We start from the raw sequence: 22,000 nt of genomic DNA on the forward strand, positions 1-22,000 counted from the left end.
ACCAGGAACTTGCTTGGAGGAGGGAGTACAGATGGCTCTTGGAACACGGCGTAGCGCAAAGCTCACACTCAATCTACTTGGCGCGCTGGCTATCGGTCTTCTAATTTGCGCCTGCAATGAAGGCGAAATGGCTAGCCAGAGGGTGACGAGCCTTGCCGACACAAACCCGGAAGGTAAGACTCTGATAATGATCGGCCAGGCGGTTGAGCCAGCCGTCATCCGCTCGATGGAAGACTATGTTGATGGCATAGAAGAAGTGCCTGCGGGCTTCTCCTTCTACCTGATCCTGTCCGGTGATCTACAGCGAACACGGGACGAACTTGCCACCATGCAGGAGTTTATGGGTCGGTACCCAGATGCAGCCCTTCATCTGGCCGTAGGCTACGGTCCAGAAGCATTGGGGAACGTGAAGGAGTCGTTGTTCCTACTCGCGGGCGGCTTCGACCCAGAGCTAAACGCTTTGGCAGAGTGGCTCTCCAGCCTGAATCGGCCTGTACTCTTGCGCCCGTTATACGAGTTCGATCGAGCCTGCGCAACCTACGGAACACCCGACGTCTACAAGCCAGCCTACCGCTACATTGTGGACAGCATGCGCAACGCTGGGGTAACGAACACGCGCTATGTCTGGCACTCCACGGGCCCTGGCGTACCTCTAGACAAAGGCAGCCTAACACTGGCACTAGCCAGCGTATCTAGCAGCTTGGGTGGCATTCTTCAGCCATTGATTGAACTGGAAGAGGGGCTGTTTACAACCAACCTCTGCCCGATCTCCAACTTTTATCCAGGTGATGGCTATGTCGATTTCTTTGCCATCTCCTACTGGGGCCACAGCCTCTTTGGAGAAGGCGACGAGTATGCACTTGGGATATACGAACGCGAAGCGCGAAGCATGTTGGACGAAGCAAGGCGGCTAGGTTTGGAGCTCATGATTGCCGAAGCCACGCCAGCCTATACAGGCACAAACTCGGGCGAGGATAGCCTGCGCTGGATGCACAATTTCTTCGACCTGATCGAAGAATACGATATTCGCATCGCCGCCTATATCGCCAACGAATGGGTTGACGAGGGGGGAAACTGGGGCTCTCCCATGTTTGGCGGCTTTTTCCCCGCGGATGCTCGAATTCACGCCCACGAAGATATTCGACAGTTTTGGCTGCAGAGGACCGCTAAGGAGCGCTATCGAGTGCCTTCTGCAGAGGAGCAAGCGGCCATACTAGGCGTTGAGCTTCAGCCAACTGCGTTACCTTGGGAGGGTCAACCAGAACCCTTCCGTGACACGCTACGCTGGCCTAACTGTCCCCCGCCGTTGCTGCCAGGAACGGGCGGATGGTGCTTGCCTTTGATACCCGGTATTTAGAGTCGTGGCATGAGCATCAGGGACTGCCAACTGTGCCAACAGAATGCCCTGTTTACTAGGCTGACAATCAAGCCTATCCCTGGCTTCTAACCCATAGTTTCATGCGAAGACGGCTCTGGAATGCTGCGAAGGCTGTGAAAACGTCATAGCAGACTCAACCCAGCGGCTTTGAACTGGATGAACTCTGGATGGCCGGCGAAATTCGAGTTGCCTAGGAATTGAGCGCTGCCGCCAGAGGGGGCAGCTTGACGCATACGCTTAATGGGTGCCGCCGCAGTGCACACCTCGTTCACTAGTGCGCACAACAAGGTAGACGAGGACTTGGTGCAGGAGCTGGAACGATTGAAGTACCTGCAGTCCATGAACCCCAATGTGCGACAGGAAGAAATTGATCACCTAGAGAGCAGCATCGACGAGGTACGTACCGCTGTAGATCAAGCCAGTATTGGTTTGGCGGCGATACGCATACTCATGGCCAACTAGTCGCAGCTGCCACTCATCGACAATCATGGCCCGCCTAGAGTGGGCACATGACCAGGCCAGTGTTATGAGCTCTGCTTTAAAACCTGCTGCAGGAAAGCCTGGTAGCGTGCCGCAAGCTTTGGGGGAGCTTCCACCATCGGCATATGACCAATTCCCGGCCAAACTTCGATCTCGATATGGGGTATGGCCGCCTGCCAGAGGGGAACCGCGGACACATCCAGGAGTTGGTCGTCTTTGCCCCAGACCAAGAGGCTGGGTGCGTGGATTTGTTCCAGCAGGGCTGCGACCGAGCTGCGCGCACGCAACTCCTTGAAGATTCGCGCGTAATCCTGGCGCCGTTGCATATAGTCATCGGCCAAGGCCTGCTTGATGCTGGGCGGTAGCCAGGGGGGCTGCGCCATGGTCAATGCGTAAAAGGCCTGGAACTCTTCCGCACTAGAGACCACGAAAGGGTTTGCACCGGCGGCAGCGCGCTTATCCAGTTCACTGGGCTGCGGCGAGGCCAAACCACCAGGATCTAGCAGAGCCATCGATAGCACCCGCTGCGGATACGCAGCCGCCATATAGGCCGCGAGTTCGCCTCCCATAGAATTGCCCATCATATGCACCTGCGTCAGCCGCAAGGCGTCCAGAAATTCTATTACCCGAGCCGCTTGTGCCGGGATGGAGTAACTCGCCGCTGCATCATGACTGGATTCGCCATAGCCGGGCAGATCCGGAATCAGTACCGAGTAATCTGGAAGCAAATGCCGGGCAAAGCGGGGCCACACATTCTTATCGGCAGTAAAGCCGTGTAACAGCAGCACCGTGGGCTGGTCGGGATGCTGCGCATGGAAGTAAGTCCAATCATGCTCGCCGGCCCTGAGCTGAGCACGCTCAAAGCCATACAGCCGGGCCTCCAAGGCACCACCTTTCCAGTACAGCAGCTGGCCGGCAACCGGGTGCCAATAGGCCCCGGCTAATAGCATGACCGTAATCCCAAGTATCCCCAGCCGGAGGTAGTTCCTGCTCCGCATGTGCTCCTCCTCGCGCCCTGACCGCAGCGCTTCCTGGCGGCACTGTAGACCGAAGCTTGGGGCCTGCCTTGACGATTGGTGCCAAATTCAGCGGCCAGAGCAATTGTCACCAATGGTCAATACCGCCATCTGCAAGCCGCCAAAGATGTGCGCATCACATTGCCCACCTCGAGTTTTTGGGTGCGGCACATCGCTGAGCACAGGATCAAGGCTATGAGCATCAAGAACATCTCCCAACTATGGCGCGCGGACTTGCGCTTCTCCGAAAGGTTTCGGCCCTTCACGAACCTTGTAGCGGTGGGTTTTGCCATGGGCTTTAGCGTGGCCTTCCTGCCCTTGTTCTTGAGCACCACCTTTGCTGTGGTCGGCCCCTCCCTGGGGGAACCGGTGAGCTTTGGTTTGGTCATGGAGCAATTCCACGTGTTCTGGGAATGGGCCCAGGCCGGAGGGCATCAGGCCTTTTTCGCTGGCGTGGTTATATTGGTTGCCAGTGCGCTTGCCAGCCGTGCTCTGGCCGGTCTACGCGCCTACTGGTTGTACCGCGGCGAGAACGGGGAGCGCTTTCCACAAGACCAGTTTTGGACCTATATGGGCCTGAACTTTCTGGGCCTCCTAGGCACCCTTGCCACGGGTTGGCTGGTTTGGGCGCTGGCCCGCTGGCAAGGGGTGGACCTAGGTTCGGCCATGCAGGCCTTGGTCGCCATGGGGGAATGGGCGCACCAGCGGGTGCAATGGCATGTTCCCACGCTGATTGAGCTGCCTGGCTGGCTGGCCATATTGCCCATTTTAATGCTCGCGGGGCTGCTGCATTACTTGGCCCATGCCGCGAGTCACTTATTGCGCGCCCCTTGGTTGCTATTTCATCGGGTTCATCACATGCCCGAGGTCCTCAGCGCGCACACCACCACACCGGTGTTTTTTGCCATCCCTTTGCTTCTCATCGTCGTCGTTCCCTACAACTTTATGTTTGCTGCTGCGACCAAACTGTTCGCCAGCCAACCCTTGTATCTGGAAACCCTAATTCTGTCCGCATTGGCACAGATCATCGATCCCTGGGCCCATGCCTCAGCGCTGTACCAAGAGGCACGCCGCAACAAGTTCTTACGCTGGATGGGTCTGGCCTTTATGACCGGTGCCTACCACGCCATGCATCACAGCGCCGACCCCAAAGTAGCCGGGCGCAGCGGCGCCAACAACATGGTGAACTTTGGTGGCTTGGGTTGCCCCTTTGGCATCTGGGACCGTCTCTTTGGAACCTTTGTGGAGCTGAGTGAGGAAACGCCTCCGCCGGGGCTCACTCAGCGCCCTCCTCTAGCCATGAACCCTCTGCGCTTAGCCTTTGCCGGAATGGCGCAGATAATCTACGAACTCAAAGCCAATACCGGCTGGAATACACGACTGTGGATTGTGTTTGGCCCGGCCTCCTGGGATCCCCCCATCACCAAAGATTTTGCCCTGGCCGTAGGCGAGCAAGCCTCATCAACAAGCACCCTGCCCCAGGCTCCAGCCCATAAGCTGTTGCTCAATGACTAGGAATACACTCAATAAATCGCTGTGCTCTCGGCTTTCTTCAGCGGCTCATTCACGGCAAGGGCATTTTTTGCGTCACTCAAGCGGCCTGGCGTACAGCGGCGTTTTGCTGACGCAGATACTGGGTGGGCGACATGTCCAGCCAGCGGCGAAAAGCCCGGTTAAACGCACTTTGCTCAGAAAACCCGAGCAAAAGCGCGACTTCCGATAGGCTCACTTGGCGGTCACGCAGGTAGACGCAGGCCATTCTTTTTCTGGCCGCATCCACCATGCTGGAATAACTCACTCCATAGCCTGCCAAAAATCGCTGCAGGCCTCGTCTAGACATCCCCACCTTGGCGGCAACCGCGTCAATGTGCGGGTGGCCCAACTGCATCTGCGCCAACAAGGCTTGATGCAGCGCCCGCAGCAGCTCATCAGTGGCAGTTAACACTGGCTCATCCGCAGCGCCTTCCAACATACTTGCCATGCGCATGGATTCCGGCGGATATAAGGCCAGCTGTATTGCCGCCGGTGGTAACCAGACGCGAAGACTAGGGCAATCAAAATCCATCGCGCACTGAAAAAATGCCTCGAACCGTCGGCGCTGCGCCGGTTCCGGCCCCATCCATTCCAGGCGCTGGGGCGCTAATGTGGGCATCCGTGTCAACTGCCGGGCAACGCTCATGGTCCCGGCCATCAGCACATGGTCAGAAAGACGCGTGCCAACATCGCCGAAGTCGTTCCCCCATTCCAAACATAGCTGATCTCCGTCCAATCGCATTTCGGCAAACCCGCCGTTGAATAGGCTGGGCTGGAAGCGCTCAAAGAGTCTCCATGCCTCTCCTGCCGACGGTGCATTGGCCAGGACATAGCCTAGAGCTCCGAGGTGATGTAATCGGACACGCGCGCCGATATCCAAACCAATGGGCGACTGCGGATATTGCGCTTGGATGCGTTGCAGAAACGCCCACCATTGAGCGTTACGAAGTGGCCGCCTCGCATCGAAGCGAGACAGCTCAGCAAGCAAGTCCGTGTCGGCACAGCCTCGCTCTTGCAGATAGTCCAACAAGACCCCAGTCACGTTGCCCGACACATGAAACTCACTGACCGACATGGTTCGTGTCTCCTCTCTCCCAAGCACCATCGTCAGCGCGGCTGGCACCGAAAGTCAATATGTCTGTGCAGTAACACCTTAGGGTAGGCGTGGCAAAAAAACTGGGTGCCACCACCCTGCCGGAGGGGCGCAGCGGCGCCGGTGAATTGTTTGGGGAGACACAATGATGCGGATGTGGAGGCGCTTAACGGCGCTATTGCTTGTGAGCTATTCATCCATGCTCTGGAGCCTAGAATTTGGCCTGGGCAATATCGATCTCAGCTGGAATAACCGGGTATCCCTTGGCGCCGCTTGGCGGGTTGAAAACCGTGATCCTGCATTGATCGGAAAGCTCAACCTCAATCCGGACCTCTGTCCTGACGGCTGCATCTCACTCAGCGGTGACCCAGAGCCGAACCAGAGATTGGTCGATGCTCCTGGTGCCTATTTGGGGCATGAGCAAGACGACGGCAACATGAGCTATGACCAAGGCGATATGGTTGCCGCGGTAGCCAAATGGACCACGACCCTGCAAGCCCAATGGCGCGATACCAGCGTCAAGCTGCGTGGCATCGGCTTCTACGACGCGATCAACAGCGACTTTCTGGAGCGCCACTTCAACACCGCATTTCAGCCCCAGCGGGTTGCGCGAGATGTGCGTGTGGACGGCTTGGTCGGTTCAGAAGCCGAGCTGCTGGATTGGAGTATTGCCCAATCCTTCAGCATCGGAGATCGGTTTATTGATGTGTCATTGGGCCAGCAATACTTGCGCTGGGGCGAGTCGGCTCTTATTCCGCTGAACTCCCTCGCCGAAATCAATCCGCCGGATGCCAGGCGCTTACGCCAACCTGGCTTTGAGGTTAACGAGGTCTTTAGGCCCGTACCCATGGCCGTCATTAGTGGCGATCTCTTCCCCCAATGGAACCTCACAGCGCAAGCCTTTTATCAATGGAAATGGCGACCCGTAGTCGCCGACCCCGCCGGCAGTTTTTTTGGCACCTCCGACCAACTCTATCGCGACAACTCTGTGGCGATATTTGGGCTCGGGAACTACCCCGAAGACCCCCAGGGCCAGAACCGCATCAGCAATGACTTTGCCGCATTGCTCACCAACACATCCTTTACCGCACAGGTGCGTGACGACCGTGCCGGCTATGCCCGCGATGACGGGCAATTCGGCCTCAAAGTAAGCTGGTTTGGGGACTTCTTGCTGCCAAGCACCGAATGGAGCCTGCACGCTATGCAGTATCACAGCCGCCTCCCTTATGGCTCCGCCATGGCGGCTGAAGAAACCTGCCTGCGCGATGCCGTCACCGATAATTTATTGGCCTATGTAGCCGCCTGTCAGGGCTTCCAGCTCCTGGGCGGTCAAGAGCCCTTACCACTCGATACCATTGAGCTGTTGATTGAATACCCTGAAGACATCCAGCTCTACGGCTTAAGCTTCAATACCAATTGGGGAAGCTGGTCCATTGCCGGGGAATATACCCATCGTCCTAATCTTCCCCTCCAAGTCCACGCGCCTGACCTCACATGGGCGGCCTTGAACCCGGCCTTTCCCGAGGAAGATATTGTCATTGGAGTTGAGGGGTTGCTAGGCGCCCTGGGCGGCGCGCTGGATAGCGCACTACAACCCGTCTTGAATGCGGCCTTAAGCGGCGTCACCGGAGGTTTCCCAATAGTAGTACCGGGGGCCCGCAATGCCCTACCGGATGATATCGAAACGGGATTTAGAGGAAACACTATTCAAGGCCGGCAATACATACCCGGCTTTGAGCGCTTCGCCGTGGACCAACTCCAAATCACGGGTATTCGCCTCTGGGGAGCGTCAGCACCCCTGCTCAAGTGGCTACGCGCCGATCAACTGCTGATGCTGGTCGAGGTAGGCGCCATGCATATCCGCGACCTTCCCGATGTGCAGGACTTGCAGCTGGAGAGCGGCACCCCCCGCGGGACGCATAACAACCCCGGCGCCGATGGCAGCGGCCAACCTGATGGTCAACCCGATACCCGCCTGCAAAATCCTACCCAACAAACCACTGGCTTTGTCACTGCCTGGTCCTGGGGATACCGCAGCCTCTTCCGTCTGGAATACAACGATGTGTTCGGCGGCATGCAGCTGCGACCATTATTGATTGTGGGCCACGACCCACAAGGGACCGCTCCTCGACCCATGCAGAACTTCATCGAAGACCGCATCGACATGCTGTTGGGAGCCGACCTGCAGATCAACCAACAATGGTCGGCCAGCTTGCGCTATCAGATGTTTCATGGCGACGGGGATTACGCCCTACGCGATCGGGACAATGTCTCGGCAGCCATCGCGCTGACCTTTTGACTCCCAACCGTCTGTCGAATGGCAATTAATTGGAGTCCAACACCGGCGTACGGCCCCTGCGCGAGCCCGCCTAGCCGTAGCTCAACGGCGCCGCCTTGCCCCGGAAGATGCGATAGACGAACACCGTGTACGCCAAAATGGTGGGAATCACCAACAAGGCGCCTCCGAGAATGATCATCAGGGACTCGGGGGCACTGGCCGCGTCCCAGATGGTGATGCGGTCCACCACCAGGTAGGGAAACAGGCTGTAGGCCAGCCCCAAGAAGGCCATCACGAACAAGGCCACCGAGCCGGAGAACGGAGCCCAGTCCCAGCGTGCCAGGCCACGTGCGTTGCCATGGGTGGTGTCCTGCTCCAGGCGCGCCAGGAAGATGGCCAGCAAAACCACCAGAGCCGCACTGATCAGGGGGATGGGCAGCAAGGCGAAGAAGGTCTGCAGCGAGAACCAGCGGGCGAAGATTTGTGGGCTGACTGCCGGTGTGGCTATCGACACCGCAGCAATCCCGGCAGCCGTCACAATGAGAGCGATACGGGCCCAGTGCACGGCGCGGCGCTGTAAGTCGTCTTCGGTTTTCATAATCAGCCAACCGGCGCCCAGCAAGGCGTAGCCGCCGGCCAACCCGATGCCGATACCCAGGGCAAACAGCCAAGCCCAGCCGTCGCTGCGAAAGCCGGTAACCAGTTGCCCCAGCATCACGCCCTGGGACAAGGAGGCCAGCAGGCTGCCGGCAAAGAAGGCCCGGTCCCAGGCCGGCTTATGCCGAGCGCGGGCCTTCACCCGGAAGTCAAACGCCACTCCGCGCAGGATCAAACCCGCCAACATCAGGGTTACCGGCAGATAGAGATTGGTGAGAATCACCCCGTGTGCCAGGGGAAAAGCCACCAGCAGCAGCCCCACCCCCAGCACCAGCCAGGTTTCGTTGGCATCCCAGAAGGGGCCGATGGAGCCAATCATGGTGTCGCGTTCGTGCTCGCTGCGGGCTTGGGGCAGCAAGATCCCCACGCCCAGGTCGTAGCCATCCAGCACCACGTAGATGAGCATGGACAAGCCCATCAGGCCCATGAAGATTAGCGGCAGCCAGAATTCGGCGCTGTTCATATCGGCGGGGATCATGCCGGCGCTCCTTGCGGCAGCTCTTGGGCCACCGGGACAAAGTCTTTGGCTTCAGGATCGTCAGCGCGGCGCGCCAAGTAGAAGATCACCGAGATGTAGGCGCTGGTCAGCACCACGTACAAACTTAAGTAAATGGCCAGCGAGGTCCAGATCAGGCCCGCCCCCACATTGGGGGCCGCCGCATCAGCCGTACTCAGTACGCCCTGTACCAGCCAGGGCTGACGGCCGATTTCGGTGGTGTACCAGCCCGATAGCACCGCGACCCAGCCGGAGAAACTCATGGCCACAAACACACGTTGTAACCAGGGCCCAATCTGCCCCTGCCGGCGCAGTTGCCACAGCCCCAACCAGCTCAGCAGCAGCATCAGCATGCCCATGCCCACCATGATGCGGAAGCTCCAGAACACCTTGGCCACCGGCGGGTGAACCCCATCAAAGGCGTCAATGCCCTGCACCACGCCATCCCAGTCATGAGTGAGGATGAAGGAGGCCATGCGCGGCACTTCGATGGCGTAGTCATTGCTCTGCGTCTCGGCGTTGGGAATCCCAAATAGCACCAAGGGTGCACCGGCGCGTGTTTCCCACAAGCCTTCCATCGCTGCCACCTTGGCCGGCTGATGTTCCAGGGTGTTCAGTCCGTGCATATCGCCAGCGAGAATCTGAATGGGGATAAGGACCGCACCCAGAATCACGCCCACTTTCAGGCCTAGCTTGGCTTCGCCGGCATCACTACCACGGCGCAGGCGGTAGGCCGAAAGCCCGGCGACCAAAAAGGCCGCGGTGAGACCCGAGGCCAACAGCATGTGCACCAGGCGGTAGGGCATGGAGGGATTGAACAAGATCGCCAGCCAATCGGTGGCGTGGGCCACACCTTCACGCATCTCAAAGCCCACCGGGGTGTGCATCCAGGAGTTGAGCACCAAAATCCAGAAGGCGGAGAAGCTGGTGCCCAGGCACACCAGCATGGTGGCGATGGTATGAACCCGATTGGAGACCTTGCCCTGGCCGAAGAGCATCACGGCGAGGAAGGTGGCCTCGAGGAAGAAGGCCGTAATCACCTCGTAGGCCAGCAAGGGCCCTGCGATGTTGCCCACTTTTTCCATGAAGCCCGGCCAGTTGGTGCCGAACTGGAAGCTCATGGTGATGCCGCTGACCACACCCATGGCAAAGGACAAGGCAAAGACCTTGACCCAGAAGCGGTACAGCCCATCCCAACGCGCGTCGCCGGTGGCATTGAAACGCAGTTTGAAAAACAGAAGCAACCAGCCCAGGGCGATGGTCAGGGTGGGAAAGAGAATGTGAAAACTGATGTTGGCGGCAAACTGAATGCGCGCCAAGCTCAGGGCATCAAAGTCCATGGTCATCCTCCACGACTGGAGTTGAGTGTGGTTTAGCGCCAGGGTGGCGCAGCCGGTCAGTCATCTCAAGCAGGCGCACAACGCCGGAACCCAGCTTGAGTAGTCGTTCTAGGGTACGCCTATCGAGCCGCTCCACTTCGCGAAACCAGGCACTGAGCAGATCGATGAGATCGTGCATTTCCTGCATACGTTCACGCAGATGTGCCTCTTCCGGGTTGTCTGGGTCTTGCATCAGCGCGTCGCGCAACATTGACAGCGTGGGCATGACCTCGCGCTGTAGTCGCTGGTCTGCCAAGCGACGGAAAATCTCCCAGACGTCCGGCGGCGTGGTAAAGAACTCCCGTCTATCACCGGGCACACTGCGACGGTTCAGGAGTTGCCAGTTATCCAGCTCCTTGATGCTCATGCTGACGTTGGAACGAGAGATCTGCAAGGCATCAACAATGTCGTCCGCGCAGAGCGGCTCCGGGCTAGCCACTAGGAGGGCGTAAACCTGCCCAACGGTGCGGTTAATTCCCCACCGTGAGCCCATTTCGCCAAAGTGCTGGATGAACTGTTCCCGCAGTGAATTCACGAACCCGCCTGTAGTTTCAGTAATTACTGAAATTTTGAACGAATATTAGTTCCAGCGCAAGTATATGCGGTGCCGGATATGGCCTGAGATATCCCGTGCAGGCAAAGAAAAACCGCGAGGGCTCAACGCCACTCGCGGTTATGTTGGGCCTAGTCTAGGCCCTCCCCCAAGCCTCCCCCGAGGCGTAGCGGTAGCCTGAGTGCGGTCATTCCACACCCAGGCCTAGAGATACGACCTTGCGGCCTCAACGCATTTGCGCAACCCGCGACATATTGTTAGTGCGGAAATGCTCTAGCTCGAATTCACGGGCTTCTGCCAAGGACTCTTCGTTACTCATTTCCATGGCCAGATAACGCCCGGATTGCAGGTCATACACTGTTCCGGCTGCTGGGCCCACAGCCGCTTCCCAAGGAATGGTGATTTGGTGATATTCCTGCACGCGCCAAAGCTCATCGCGCTTATCGTAAATGTCGGCCAACACAGCGGTCCAGGAATCTTCATCCACGTAGAAGGTGCGGCGCTTGTAAATGTGGCTGGTGTCTGGGTTCACTTCTGAATCCACCACCCAAACCCGATGCTTCTCATAGCGCAGGTGCTCGGGATTGAGATGACCTGCCATGGCAACGTCGGTGTATTTCAGACGATTGTCGCCCAGCTTGGTGGCGTTGTAGGGAATGAGCATTTCCCGCTTGCCAACGACTTTCCAGGTATACCGGTCGGTAGCGCCGTTGAACATGTCGAGCTGATCGTTGGTACGCAAGCCGTCTGAGCCATTGCCCGGGTTGTCATAGGCTACGTTCGGCGCCCGGCGCACACGGCGTTGGCCGGGGTTGAACAGCCAGGCCCGGCGTGCTTCCTTCACCTGATCCATGGTCTCGTGTACCAGCAGCACCTGGCCAGCCTGGCGCGGTGGCGAGGTGGTGAGCTGCAAGAAATAGATCATGACGTTGTCTAGATCTTCAGGCTGCGCATCCGGCCGCCCGTACGCAAAAAGCACATCTTCCCGCAGCACATAAGGGGTGAAGCTGCCATTGGTTTGTACGGCCAGCTGGGTATTGAAGCGGGTCGCACCAATGCCCCGGTACCGGGTTTTATGGTTCCACATGATTTCCTTGCCCGATTTGGGAATCGGGAAGGGGATGCCGTGAATGGCATTCACCAAGCTTTCGCCATCGTTCTTCAGTTCTGCTTGCAAGGCATTACGCTTGTTAGCCTCGTAAACCGACTGCGGCGCGAAGGCTGTACGGGCTGACTTGTACACCGGAATCTTGAAGGTGTCCGGATACTGTTTCAGCATGGCCTTCAGACCAGGCGTGAGCAGCTCGGCGTACTCGTCCATGTTGGATGCCGTGACGGTATAGAGCTGCTCGTCTGGCACGATCTCTGAGTAGGACTCCCAGTGACGCTCTTCGCCATCGGCTGGGCGTTTGAAATCGGTAGGGCCACCATCCCAAGCCGGAATTGAGCCATCCTCATTGGCCGCCTGCACGGCGCCCATGGGGGTCAAATCAGCGCCAAGGCGTTCCGCCTCTTTGGGGGATACCTTGGCGAATGCCAAACCAGGAATAACAGCGGCTAGTACCAGCCAGCGCGATGCGCGATGCAAAGTCATGAAAGTCTCCTCGGTGCTCCAAATGCCGCCGTCTGCGGTCGATTATGGGAGCAATGCTAACGAAAATTGTACGTCGTCTAAAGCTCTTGATCGAATCCTAATCGCTGTAGCAGGCCATCAAGCTCATCGAAGTTATGGAAATGCACAGTCAAAGCGCCTTTGCCTGCGGCGTTCCCTTCGAGATTCACCTTGGCATTCAAATGGTCTTCCAAGGCCTTGCGCAGGCGGTCCCAGTCGGATTGAGATCCCACTTTTGCGCTCTGCCTAGGCGGCTTGCGCAATCGCAACTCTAATTGCCGCACCGACCATTGCCCCTGAATGCAATCTTGTGCCCAACGCGGCTGATGGGATTGGGGAATCCCAGCGAGAGCGCGCGCATGGCCCATACTGAGCTGACCTTGATCAAGCCACTGCTGGACCTGGGGACAAAGGTTGAGCAAGCGCAAAAAGTTAGTGACATAGACACGCGACTTGCCAATCCGCTGCGCTGCCTGCTCATGCGTCAGCTGCATTTGTTCCGCTAAGACCTTAAGCCCGTGCGCAGTCTCCATGGGATTGAGCGATTCCCGCTGCAGATTTTCCACCAGACCCAAAATCAAGGCTTCATCATCGCTGACGTCATCGCGTATCACGGCAGGAACGCTGTGCAAGCCGGCTTGCTGCGCCGCGCGCCAGCGCCGCTCGCCGGCAAGCAGCTCGTAGCCTGATTCTTGAGCGCGCACCACCACTGGTTGGATCACGCCGCTTTGTCGTATGGACTCCGCCAAGCCCGCAATGGCATCGGGATCAAAATGCCGGCGCATCTGATGGCGACCGGGACGGATCTGATCGATATCTATGCGACGTATGGGGTACAGGCTAGAAATATCCTGCGTGCGATAATCGGAAGCGTTATCCGTATCCATTAACTGTTTCAAAGGCGGTATTTGTGCAAGAGCTGTATCGGGCGTTGCTGGAGGCTGTGGGCGAAGACCCAGAGCGCGAGGGTCTTAAAGATACTCCCAAGCGGGCGGCGGCGGCGATGGAGTTCCTCACCAGTGGCTACACCACCGATTTGGAAACAATCGTAAACAACGCCACCTTCGAGTCTGGCTCGGATGAAATGGTGATCGTGCGCGACATTGAACTGTTCTCTCTGTGCGAACACCACCTACTGCCGTTTATTGGCAAGGCGCATGTGGCCTATCTACCGAATGGGCGCGTGATTGGCTTGTCCAAAATCCCACGCATTGTGGACATGTTTTCCCGGCGCTTGCAGATCCAAGAGGCCTTGACCCGGCAAATTGCCAATACTGTCCAAGAAGTGACCAACGCCCGCGGGGTTGCGGTCGTCATCGAATCGAAACACCTATGCATGATGATGCGCGGTGTGGAGAAACAAAACTCCAGCATGACCACATCGGTGATGCTGGGCACCTTCCGTAACGACCCGCGTACCCGAGCGGAGTTTTTAACTTTGCTGAAAAACTGAGGCCGAGCCGCCTCGAGGAGACCTCCATGTCCACCTTTGACCCCGCAACCATCGCTCCTCAAAAAGAAGTGTTGGGAGCCATCGCCCCACAGGTCGAAGTTCTGGTACAGAAACATTTAGACAAACGTCAGCTCTGGATGCCCAGCGAAATTTTTGAGGATAAAGAGCGCGACGAACTCCGCGAGAATGCCCGTGGACTACCCGATGAAGTGCGCGCAGGATTAGCGCTGAACCTTCTCACCGAGGAGGGTTTGCCCCATTTTCACCGGCTGATCACCGTGCATATGGGCGAAGACGGCGTATGGGGGCGCTGGAACAACATTTGGACCGCGGAGGAAGACCGCCACGGCTGCGTCTTGCGGGACTACGCCCGCGACTCTGGCGTATTCGATATGGTGGCCTTGGAACGCCTTCAGTACGCTTACCTCGAAGCCGGCTTTAACCCCGACTGGGGCCATGACCCCTACAAGCTGCTGGCCTACACCAGCCTGCAAGAGAAAGCCACGCAGCGCGCTCACGGCAACCTCGCCCGAATTGCGGCGCGCACAGAGCCGCGACTGCAGACTATTCTTTCGCGGGTGGCCGGCGACGAAGCTCGCCATCATCAGTTCTATCGTGACTGCTTTGCGCTGATTCTGCGCGAGGATCCGGAGCGGGCCCTCAAAGCAGCGTGGTCGGTGATGCCGAATCTGGCCATGCCTGGTCATACCATTCCGGGTTACAGCGAATTAACCGACGTGGTCCGCCAGGCCGATATTTATGGCCCGCTGGACTACTGCAAGATCGTCTCTGATCTGCTTGAGATGTGGGGCATCGCGGCAGCACGTGGTTTGTCCTCTAGCGCCGAACGCATGCAAGACAAACTCATGGCCCTGCCCGCTCGGCTGGAGCGCTTTGCAGACGTCATTGCTCGCCGCCGCGCTGAGCGCCCTAGCCTCAACTTTGACTTTCTAACGCGAGCCCCCAGCGCCAGCTAATCTGCAGCAGGCGCGGCAACTCATCCTGGGCAGTTGCGGCCCTTCAAGCTGGGTCCAGCAAGGCCTTTAAGGGCCGCTCCTCAATGGCTAAGTCAGCAGGATCTGGCGAGCAGCCACGGTTCAGCAGCGCCTTGGTGGCCACAAAATCTGCAGGGCGATTGATGCAATCCGCGGCCAGTAGTTGCCCCTGACGTAAGTAAAACGCACTAAAGCTGCGCCCTGACTGGTGGTCACCGCGCAGCACCACTTGGTCATAGCCGCTATTCAACCCGGCGATCTGTAGCTTGAGCTCGTATTGATCGGACCAGAACCAGGGCAGACTCTGTTGCGCCAGCTTGTTGCCGCAAATGCTTGCGGCCGCAGCCTTAGCCTGCTCCATGGCGTTGGGTACCGACTCTAGGCGCAAGCTTTTCCCGTAGCGGGGGTTCCATTGCTTTGCGCAGTCGCCGGCAGCAACGATGTTGGGATCGCTGGTCTGGCAATACTCATCCACAACCACGCCGTCCTCCACCGCCAGTCCCGCTGTCGCCGCCAAGGCGGTATTCGGCCGCACACCAACGCCAATGATCACCATGTCTGCCGCGAAACTTTGGCCGTCGCTGCATAGCACATGGCGGACGCGGTCATCGCCCTCGAAGGCCACAGCGGTTGTATCGGTATGAATCTGCACCCCAGCTTCACGATGGATACGCGCATAAAAACTGGCCACAGCGGGCGCGGTAACCCTCTGCAATAGGCGCTTGGCGGCTTCCAGCACACGTACTTCTAAGCCCAACTTACGCAGCGAAGCGGCGGTTTCCAGCCCGATGTAGCCCCCGCCAATGATCACCACTCGCCGTGCACTAGCGAGCTGCTGACGAATACCCTCAACCTGAGCCAGGCTGCGCAAATAATGCACGCCCTTAAGCTCGTGCCCTGGCAGATTCAGCCGAACCTCACTGGCGCCGGTACACAGTGCCAACTTGTCATAAGCCAGTTGGCGGCCATCGCTCAAAGCCACCATCTGGGCCTGGCGGTCGATAGAACATACCTGCCCCCAGCACGGCTCAATGCCTTGCTTGGCATAAAACTCCGGCGACCGAATAGCCAGACTCTGCGCATCCTTGTCGCCTGCCAAAAAGGCCTTGGACAGAGGCGGCCTCTGGTAGGGCCAGCGGGCCTCGTCGCCAATCAGGGTGATGCCTCCGGTCCAGCCTTGCTGGCGCAGGCTAGGCGCCAGCTGGGCGGCGGCATGACTGGCCCCCACAATCAAACAGGTCTGCTCGGCGCCCGATCGGGGCTGCGTCGATGAAGGGCTCATAGGGCCTCCTTAAGCCTTGGCGCTCAGCTTGACCTGCATCCGCGAATACCCCCGCACGAAGTTGGACTGCACGTATTCAGGCTCGCCCAGAACCTCTATGGCGTCGAAACGGGTGAGCAGCTCTTCCCAGAGAATGCGCAGCTGCATCTCCGCCAGGCGATTCCCCATACAGCGATGCACCCCAAAGCCGAAGGACAAATGGTTACGGGCACCCTTGCGGTCGATGATGAAGTCTTCGGGGTTCTCAATGGAACGCTCGTCGCGATTCCCCGAGGCATACCACATCACCACCTTGTCGCCTTTGCGGATGGTCTCGCCCCCAAGCTCCACATCCTGTTTCGCCACCCGCCGCATATAAGCCAACGGGGTTTGCCAACGAATGATCTCGGACACCATGTTGGGAATTAGCTTGGGATTGGCTTTGAGCTTGACGAACTCCTCAGGGAAGCGGTTTAGAGCCAGCACACCTCCGGTCATGGAGTTACGGGTGGTGTCGTTACCGCCCACGATAAGCAGTGCGAGGTTGCCCAAAAACTCCATCGGCCGGTGAATCAGGTTCTTGGTGTCCTCATTGTTGAGCATGAGGCTGATCAGGTCGAAGCCTGGCTCTTCGCCGGCTTTTTGCCGCGCCTCTTTCTCCCGCCACAAGGTCGAAAAGGCTTTGGCCACTTCGGCTACGGCCGGGAAAAGCTGATCACGGTCAGCCAAGCCGCCCGTTGTCTCCGGGCTGGCAGCAGCAATATCGGACCATTCGATTAACTTGTGGCGCTGCTCATAGGGAAAATCCAGCAAGGTGGCCAGCATCCGCGCGGTGAGCTCCATCGACACGGTGCGCACCCAATCAAAGGGCTGGCCGATAGGCAGTTTGTCCAGCACATCCTGGGTGCGCCGGCGAATCAAACCCTCCATTTCCTTGAGGTTCTTGGGCGCCACTACACCCTGTACCGCCTGCCGCTGCTGGTCGTGCTTGGGCGGGTCCATGGCAATGAAGGTTTCCACCGCCAAGCCCGGAGGCCGATCTCCTAGAGTAATAATGGGCTCTGCCGAGAACAGGTCATGCCGTTTATCCACAAAGAGGATGTCTTCGAAGCGGGTGACCGACCAGAAAGGCCCAAAGGCACTGTTTTTCTGGAAGTGCACCGGGGCCTCATCACGCAAGCGCTTGTAGTAGGACGACCACAGGCCCTGACGCCAGAGGAAGGGGTTACTGAGATCAATGTCCTCCAAGGCCAAGCTTGACACATCAGGCAAGGGCTGCTCTGTGAACTGTGGCGAATGCGGGACTAAACCGGCGCGCTCAAGCGCCTGCTGGGCTAAATGCGCCGCTTTGACTTGCCAATCCATAGGAACCACAGGCGCGCTGAGGTTCATCACGGTGGTAGAAAAATTCATCAGGAAACCTCCAGGGCTTACATTTGGAATTCAGGAAGCCGAACAACCATGCCGTCCAAAGCGTCACTCACAGGAATCTGACAAGCCAAGCGCGAGGTCTTTGCCCCCTCCGGCGTCATTTCCAACATCTGCTTCTCCTCCGGGTTTATGGCGCCGGTTTGCGCAAACCAGTCCGCATCGACGATGACATGGCAAGTTCCGCAAGCGCATTCCCCACCGCAATCGGCGTCAATACCAGGCACCATATTCTCGGTTGCGTGCTGCATCAGAGACTTACCCGACTCTAGCTCTACCGTGTGTTCGGTACCGTCGTGTTCAATAAAGGTGAGTTGTCCCACAGGTTTTTCCTCGATGTCGCCAATGTGATGTCCAGGGCTCTCTCATTTGAGCCTTGCTGTGTGAGTAGAGTGCGCGCTGCGCTGCGCAGCAAACAGGTCCGGAATTGACATAAGGGGGTCATTTAAAGACACTGAGGGATCGTCAATGAGGAGACAGAGGCGTTGACCCACACCTTGGCCGCACGCGCCCCGGCTCGGGGGAGCATCCCAACGAATTACACGCGCCTGGTTGCACAAGAGTTAGGCATGCATACGCGAGATTTGCCTGAGCTGCTCCGCGGCACCTCGCTCACGCCTGAGTCCTTGCTCAATGAGGACACTCGTCTCACTGGCGCCGAACAAATTCGCATTTTGGACAATGGCTTACAGCTGGCAGACGATCCGGGGCTGGGTCTGAGGCTGGGCCGTCGCCTGACACCGGCTGCTCATGGGCCTATGGGTTATTTAGCCTGTAGTAGCCCCAACCTGCTGGATGCTCTACGCGCTTTTGATGCGTTTTTGCCAACCCGGCTGAGCTTTGCCCAATTACATCTACATCAAGACCAGCACATGGTGAGCATTGATTGTGTGTTCACTATCGCCATGTCCAGCGCGGTCAGCCGTTGTTTGGCGGACACTTGCGCCATGGCATTTTTCGCCTGCGCAGAGTTCATCATTGGCCGTCCTGCCCATGAGGTCGTTGTGCAGTTTGAGCATGCCCCACCGGACGATCTGCAAGGTTACAACCAAGCCATGCCCGGACAAGTTGCCTTCAGCTGCGACAAGTTGTGCATCCAAGTGCCATTGTCCTTGTGCGACATACCCAATGCCTCAGCCAACCACCAAAGCTATGCCCTCGCCCAGCAACAGTGCGAGGCCCTCATGGCGGATATCCAGCATCCTCCGCAAAGCATTAGGCGAAAACTCGAGTCCATGATGCTGTCCCATCCTACGGGCATGCTCAGCGAAGACGCCGCAGCATCGGCGTTGTTCATCAGCAAGCGAACACTGGCTCGGCGACTCAAGGACGAAGGCGTCGGGTTCCGGCAGATCAGAGACGATGTGCTGGCTCGCCAGGCCAGCAATTATCTGCTCGACAAGCGACTGTCCGTAGATGCCATTGCCACTCTGCTCGGCTATCACGACAGCTCCAATTTCCGGCGAGCATTCAAGCGCTGGTTCGGGATGAGCCCGGATCAGTTCCGTTCGCGCCGTGGCTCGGAGACGCCGACCAAGCTAAGTTCGGCACTCACAGATTGATGACGATGCTCGAGACAGATCCAAGGTTTTACGTGAGCCTGAGCTATGTTCGGCCGATCTTCGATTACCTGCGACAACGCGGTGAAGACCTTAGCCCCTACCTTGAGTGCTTCGGGATTAACCGAAAGGAACTTGGCAATACTGATCGCCTTGTCAAAGCGAGTGGAATCGACGAGGTTTTCGCGCTCGCTGAGCAGCGCCTCGAAGACGCCTATATTGGCTTGCACGTCGCGAGAAACACACAATTTCAGAACTTGGGCACCCTGGGCGTACTGATCATGAGCTGCCAGTACGCGCGAGAGATATTTGAGCTGCATAACCGCTATCAAATGCTCGTCGGTAATCCTCTCTACACCGAATACCGCCTTGAAGCTGAGCATGCCGTCCTAGAAACCAAGCCGGTAAAAGGGTTTCCTGGGTTCTCACGCCACGGCTACGACTTCATAATCGGTGGCTGGTGGCATATCAAGCAATCCCTGGTTGGCAACTCCTACATGCCGCAAGGGATTCAACTTCCCTACTCGCAGCCGGCTGATGCGCAACCGTTAGAGAGCTTTTACGGAGTGCCACTGAGCTTTGGGCATGTAACCCTCAGAGTTCTATTCGATGCCCACTTTTGGGACCTCGAACTGATGCCTGCCGACCCCGAGATAAAGACATTTCTTGAAGCCTTAGCGAAACAAAGGCTGAACCGCCTGCAGACGCTGCAAACAGATGCCAACCCCGACTTGGCCCGGCTCAAAAAATTTATCGCTGATCGGCTCGTCTCGGGCGTGCCGAATATCGAGAGCGTTGCAGAAGACCTTGGTGTATCGGCGCGTACCGTCCAGCGTCAGTTGGACGACCTGCAAACGAGCTACCGCAGCCTTCTAGAGCAAGTGCGCACCGACCTTGCGAGAAAACATATGGCCAACTCGGATCTTAGCCTGCTTGACGTCGCAATAATGCTGGGTTTCTCTGAGCAAAGTGCCTTTCAGCGCGCCTTCAAGCGCTGGTTCGGATGCACCCCTGGGGAATATCGCAAGCAGCTCAAGATCGAATAATCGGTCATCAAGAGCTTAGGAATCGCTGACCTAACATCTGTGCTTGCCACCTGGGCCGCCGGCGGTGCTCAAAATCCTCATGTCCATCCCCATGCAAGGCGGCTTCTGCGCTCCCGGCAGCGGCTCAGACTCACCTGACGGTTCTCGCAGAAGATATCAACCTTCCCCAAGCTGTCAGACTCGATCAATGCATGGCGCAATCAGGCAATACCCCAGCACTCGCTAGCGCACACACTGCGGCAGGAATTCGAGGAGACAATAGAATGAGCGCCCAAGGTCGACCAACAACGCCGGGGGCTAGCGCGTGCTGTATTGCGCCAGCCATGATGATTGCACTGACCATGACCTTGGCTTCGTGCGATTCAGCGATAACGAACGAGGCTACCAGTGTCCCCAGCCAAAACGGGGAGTCTCTGCGTCCACCCGACCTCCCGGGTACAGCACCAAACCGCCCCAAATTGCCTTTGGGCGCAGCGTGCGGATGGCAAATCGTCTCGGATATCGACACCGTCAATCTCTTCTACCCGGACGAGTCGGCCCTCTACTGGGTAGCACTGCTGCCGAAGATCCCGGGCACCCGCATCCGACTTGATGGGCGCTTCGGACATATGCGGTATTTCTCCTTCAACATTTACGACCCTGGCCTCAGGCCCATGGACGCTTTGGCCGATGTGGAATTAGTGCCCGAAGGCGGGCACACAAACCCCTTTGTGGAACAAACTGCCCCACTCGGTGGCAGCTACGTGGCCTATGTGGAGTACTCGGATGCGCCTGACAACCCGGCGCCAAACACTATGTACGGCGGTTCCTTCCCAACCGGGCCGGCCTCGGTTTCCAATGAGTTGGGAACAGCAATCTTTTATCGCAGCTACGTGCCCGAGAACGGCTACGACTTTGACGGCGGCGTGGGCCTGCCGATTATCACCATAGAAACCAATGACGGATCGCAGGAGGTCGTACCCTTCGCGGACTGTGACGAACCGCTAGTACCCAATGCCGGCGGCTTGGTGTCCTTGGAATTGAATGAGCTGATCCTGTCGCTAGATCCACCAGATGAGCTACTCGGCTTGATTAATTACCCCACTGCGGTCAATCCACCCAAGACTCAAGTCTTTTATGACTTGCCCAGCCTGCTCATCCAGTACACCGCAAATGTGCTCGGCACTCCGATCAGCAACGATCCCACCGGCCTACCCTTAACCGGGGGTGGCGGGCTCATGAGTAACCAGCACAACTCGTACACCATTACTGAGTTCTCACGCTTTTTCGGATCGACCTTCTTGGTTCGCGGCCGGGCACCCACATGGCGGGGCGCTCCGGGTGTTCCTTGGGGACAGGAGCAACTTCGCTATTGGTCAGCCTGCCAGGAAGAACACTTGACCCAGCGCTTCGTGGCCTGCGCAAGGGATGACCAAATGGCCATAGATGAGTTCGGCTTTTTTACGGTCATGGTCAGCGACGCTGCTGACCGCCCCGCCTGGGCCACCGCCGAAAATGGCATAACCTGGCTACCGTATGGCCCCTACAACAATAGCTGGTTTCTATACCGCCATATGCTCCCCAACGACGGCTTTGTAGAGACCGTCAGCATGGTCCCTCAAGGCACGGCCCCGGCTGACATTATGGGGGACTACCTGCCGACCGGCGCCTACTGCTACGCAGATCAGCTCGCTAGCCCTCCGGAGTCGGCTGCGGCCCTGTTCGAAGATTGTATGCAGGCCACGCTTTCCAATGGAGAGCAGACAGGCTTACTGCCCAGCCTCCTTCCGCCAGGCCGCTAAGC

General features: G+C 58.0%; 19 protein-coding genes. 9 read left to right on the top strand and 10 right to left on the bottom strand.

All coding sequences use genetic code 11. The features are described from left to right. Positions 1–31: 31 nt before the first annotated feature. Together KI787_09295 and KI787_09300 are read left to right on the top strand one after the other, a co-directional pair. Entirely contained in the window at positions 32–1,357 is a 1,326-nt protein-coding gene (locus KI787_09295; GenBank protein MBV6630147.1) for a hypothetical protein, read from the top strand. Between the two features lie 261 nt (positions 1,358–1,618). Continuing rightward, on the top strand, positions 1,619–1,840 hold the full coding sequence (locus KI787_09300; GenBank protein MBV6630148.1) for a hypothetical protein: 222 nt from the start codon (positions 1,619–1,621) through the stop codon (positions 1,838–1,840). Positions 1,841–1,902: 62 nt separating this feature from the next. Here the strand turns inward: KI787_09300 and KI787_09305 are convergent, their stop codons facing one another. Then, positions 1,903–2,856, bottom strand: coding sequence for an alpha/beta fold hydrolase (locus tag KI787_09305; protein MBV6630149.1), 954 nt, complete (start codon positions 2,854–2,856; stop codon positions 1,903–1,905). A 213-nt stretch (positions 2,857–3,069) separates the two neighbouring features. On the opposite strand from KI787_09305, the gene KI787_09310 reads away from it, so the two are divergent. Beyond that, complete coding sequence (locus KI787_09310; GenBank protein ID MBV6630150.1) at positions 3,070–4,389, top strand: sterol desaturase family protein; 1,320 nt, start codon at positions 3,070–3,072, stop codon at positions 4,387–4,389. A 76-nt stretch (positions 4,390–4,465) separates the two neighbouring features. On the opposite strand, the gene KI787_09315 is transcribed toward KI787_09310, so the two are convergent. Then, the gene (locus KI787_09315) at positions 4,466–5,482 is read right to left on the bottom strand and encodes an AraC family transcriptional regulator ligand-binding domain-containing protein (protein ID MBV6630151.1); all 1,017 of its coding nucleotides are present in this window, start codon (positions 5,480–5,482) and stop codon (positions 4,466–4,468) included. 163 nt (positions 5,483–5,645) lie between these two features. Here KI787_09315 and KI787_09320 point away from each other — a divergent pair, with 163 nt between their 5' ends. Continuing rightward, entirely contained in the window at positions 5,646–7,799 is a 2,154-nt protein-coding gene (locus KI787_09320) for a DUF1302 domain-containing protein (GenBank protein ID MBV6630152.1), read from the top strand. Positions 7,800–7,869: 70 nt separating this feature from the next. Here the strand turns inward: KI787_09320 and cydB are convergent, their stop codons facing one another. From cydB to KI787_09345, 5 genes are all read right to left on the bottom strand, one after another. Then, on the bottom strand, positions 7,870–8,898 hold the full coding sequence (gene cydB / locus KI787_09325; GenBank protein ID MBV6630153.1) for a cytochrome d ubiquinol oxidase subunit II: 1,029 nt from the start codon (positions 8,896–8,898) through the stop codon (positions 7,870–7,872). Positions 8,899–8,909: 11 nt separating this feature from the next. Beyond that, positions 8,910–10,271: a cytochrome ubiquinol oxidase subunit I gene (locus KI787_09330; protein ID MBV6630154.1), complete on the bottom strand. Its 1,362-nt coding sequence runs from the start codon at positions 10,269–10,271 to the stop codon at positions 8,910–8,912. Next, positions 10,261–10,845, bottom strand: coding sequence for a GbsR/MarR family transcriptional regulator (locus KI787_09335; protein ID MBV6630155.1), 585 nt, complete (start codon positions 10,843–10,845; stop codon positions 10,261–10,263). The genes KI787_09330 and KI787_09335 overlap by 11 nt, the downstream gene beginning before the upstream one ends. Before the next feature lie 244 nt (positions 10,846–11,089). After that, on the bottom strand, positions 11,090–12,457 hold the full coding sequence (locus tag KI787_09340) for a DUF1329 domain-containing protein (protein ID MBV6630156.1): 1,368 nt from the start codon (positions 12,455–12,457) through the stop codon (positions 11,090–11,092). 77 nt (positions 12,458–12,534) lie between these two features. Beyond that, entirely contained in the window at positions 12,535–13,362 is an 828-nt protein-coding gene (locus tag KI787_09345; protein ID MBV6630157.1) for a ParB/RepB/Spo0J family partition protein, read from the bottom strand. Between the two features lie 23 nt (positions 13,363–13,385). Here KI787_09345 and folE point away from each other — a divergent pair, with 23 nt between their 5' ends. Together folE and KI787_09355 are read left to right on the top strand one after the other, a co-directional pair. Continuing rightward, on the top strand, positions 13,386–13,928 hold the full coding sequence (gene folE, locus KI787_09350) for a GTP cyclohydrolase I FolE (protein ID MBV6630158.1): 543 nt from the start codon (positions 13,386–13,388) through the stop codon (positions 13,926–13,928). 26 nt (positions 13,929–13,954) lie between these two features. Continuing rightward, entirely contained in the window at positions 13,955–14,905 is a 951-nt protein-coding gene (locus KI787_09355) for an acyl-ACP desaturase (GenBank protein MBV6630159.1), read from the top strand. Between the two features lie 43 nt (positions 14,906–14,948). Here KI787_09355 and KI787_09360 read toward each other — a convergent pair whose 3' ends face one another. The 3 genes from KI787_09360 to KI787_09370 are packed head-to-tail and all read right to left on the bottom strand — an operon-like array spanning position 14,949 to position 17,935. Beyond that, positions 14,949–16,205 carry an FAD-dependent oxidoreductase gene (locus KI787_09360; GenBank protein MBV6630160.1) on the bottom strand — a complete coding sequence of 419 codons (1,257 nt, stop codon included), beginning with the start codon at positions 16,203–16,205 and terminating at the stop codon, positions 14,949–14,951. Positions 16,206–16,214: 9 nt separating this feature from the next. Then, a complete protein-coding gene (locus tag KI787_09365) occupies positions 16,215–17,597 on the bottom strand; it encodes a cytochrome P450 (GenBank protein MBV6630161.1) in 1,383 nt (460 codons plus the stop codon). Positions 17,598–17,614: 17 nt separating this feature from the next. Then, the gene (locus KI787_09370; protein MBV6630162.1) at positions 17,615–17,935 is read right to left on the bottom strand and encodes a 2Fe-2S iron-sulfur cluster binding domain-containing protein; all 321 of its coding nucleotides are present in this window, start codon (positions 17,933–17,935) and stop codon (positions 17,615–17,617) included. A 162-nt stretch (positions 17,936–18,097) separates the two neighbouring features. On the opposite strand from KI787_09370, the gene KI787_09375 reads away from it, so the two are divergent. From KI787_09375 to KI787_09385, 3 genes are all read left to right on the top strand, one after another. Further along, positions 18,098–19,174, top strand: coding sequence for an AraC family transcriptional regulator ligand-binding domain-containing protein (locus tag KI787_09375; protein MBV6630163.1), 1,077 nt, complete (start codon positions 18,098–18,100; stop codon positions 19,172–19,174). Positions 19,175–19,179: 5 nt separating this feature from the next. Then, positions 19,180–20,217: an AraC family transcriptional regulator ligand-binding domain-containing protein gene (locus tag KI787_09380; GenBank protein MBV6630164.1), complete on the top strand. Its 1,038-nt coding sequence runs from the start codon at positions 19,180–19,182 to the stop codon at positions 20,215–20,217. 263 nt (positions 20,218–20,480) lie between these two features. Continuing rightward, complete coding sequence (locus KI787_09385; protein MBV6630165.1) at positions 20,481–21,998, top strand: hypothetical protein; 1,518 nt, start codon at positions 20,481–20,483, stop codon at positions 21,996–21,998. Positions 21,999–22,000: the final 2 nt, after the last annotated feature.

The organism is Oceanococcus sp. HetDA_MAG_MS8, from assembly GCA_019192445.1.
GTDB lineage: Bacteria > Pseudomonadota > Gammaproteobacteria > Nevskiales > Oceanococcaceae > MS8.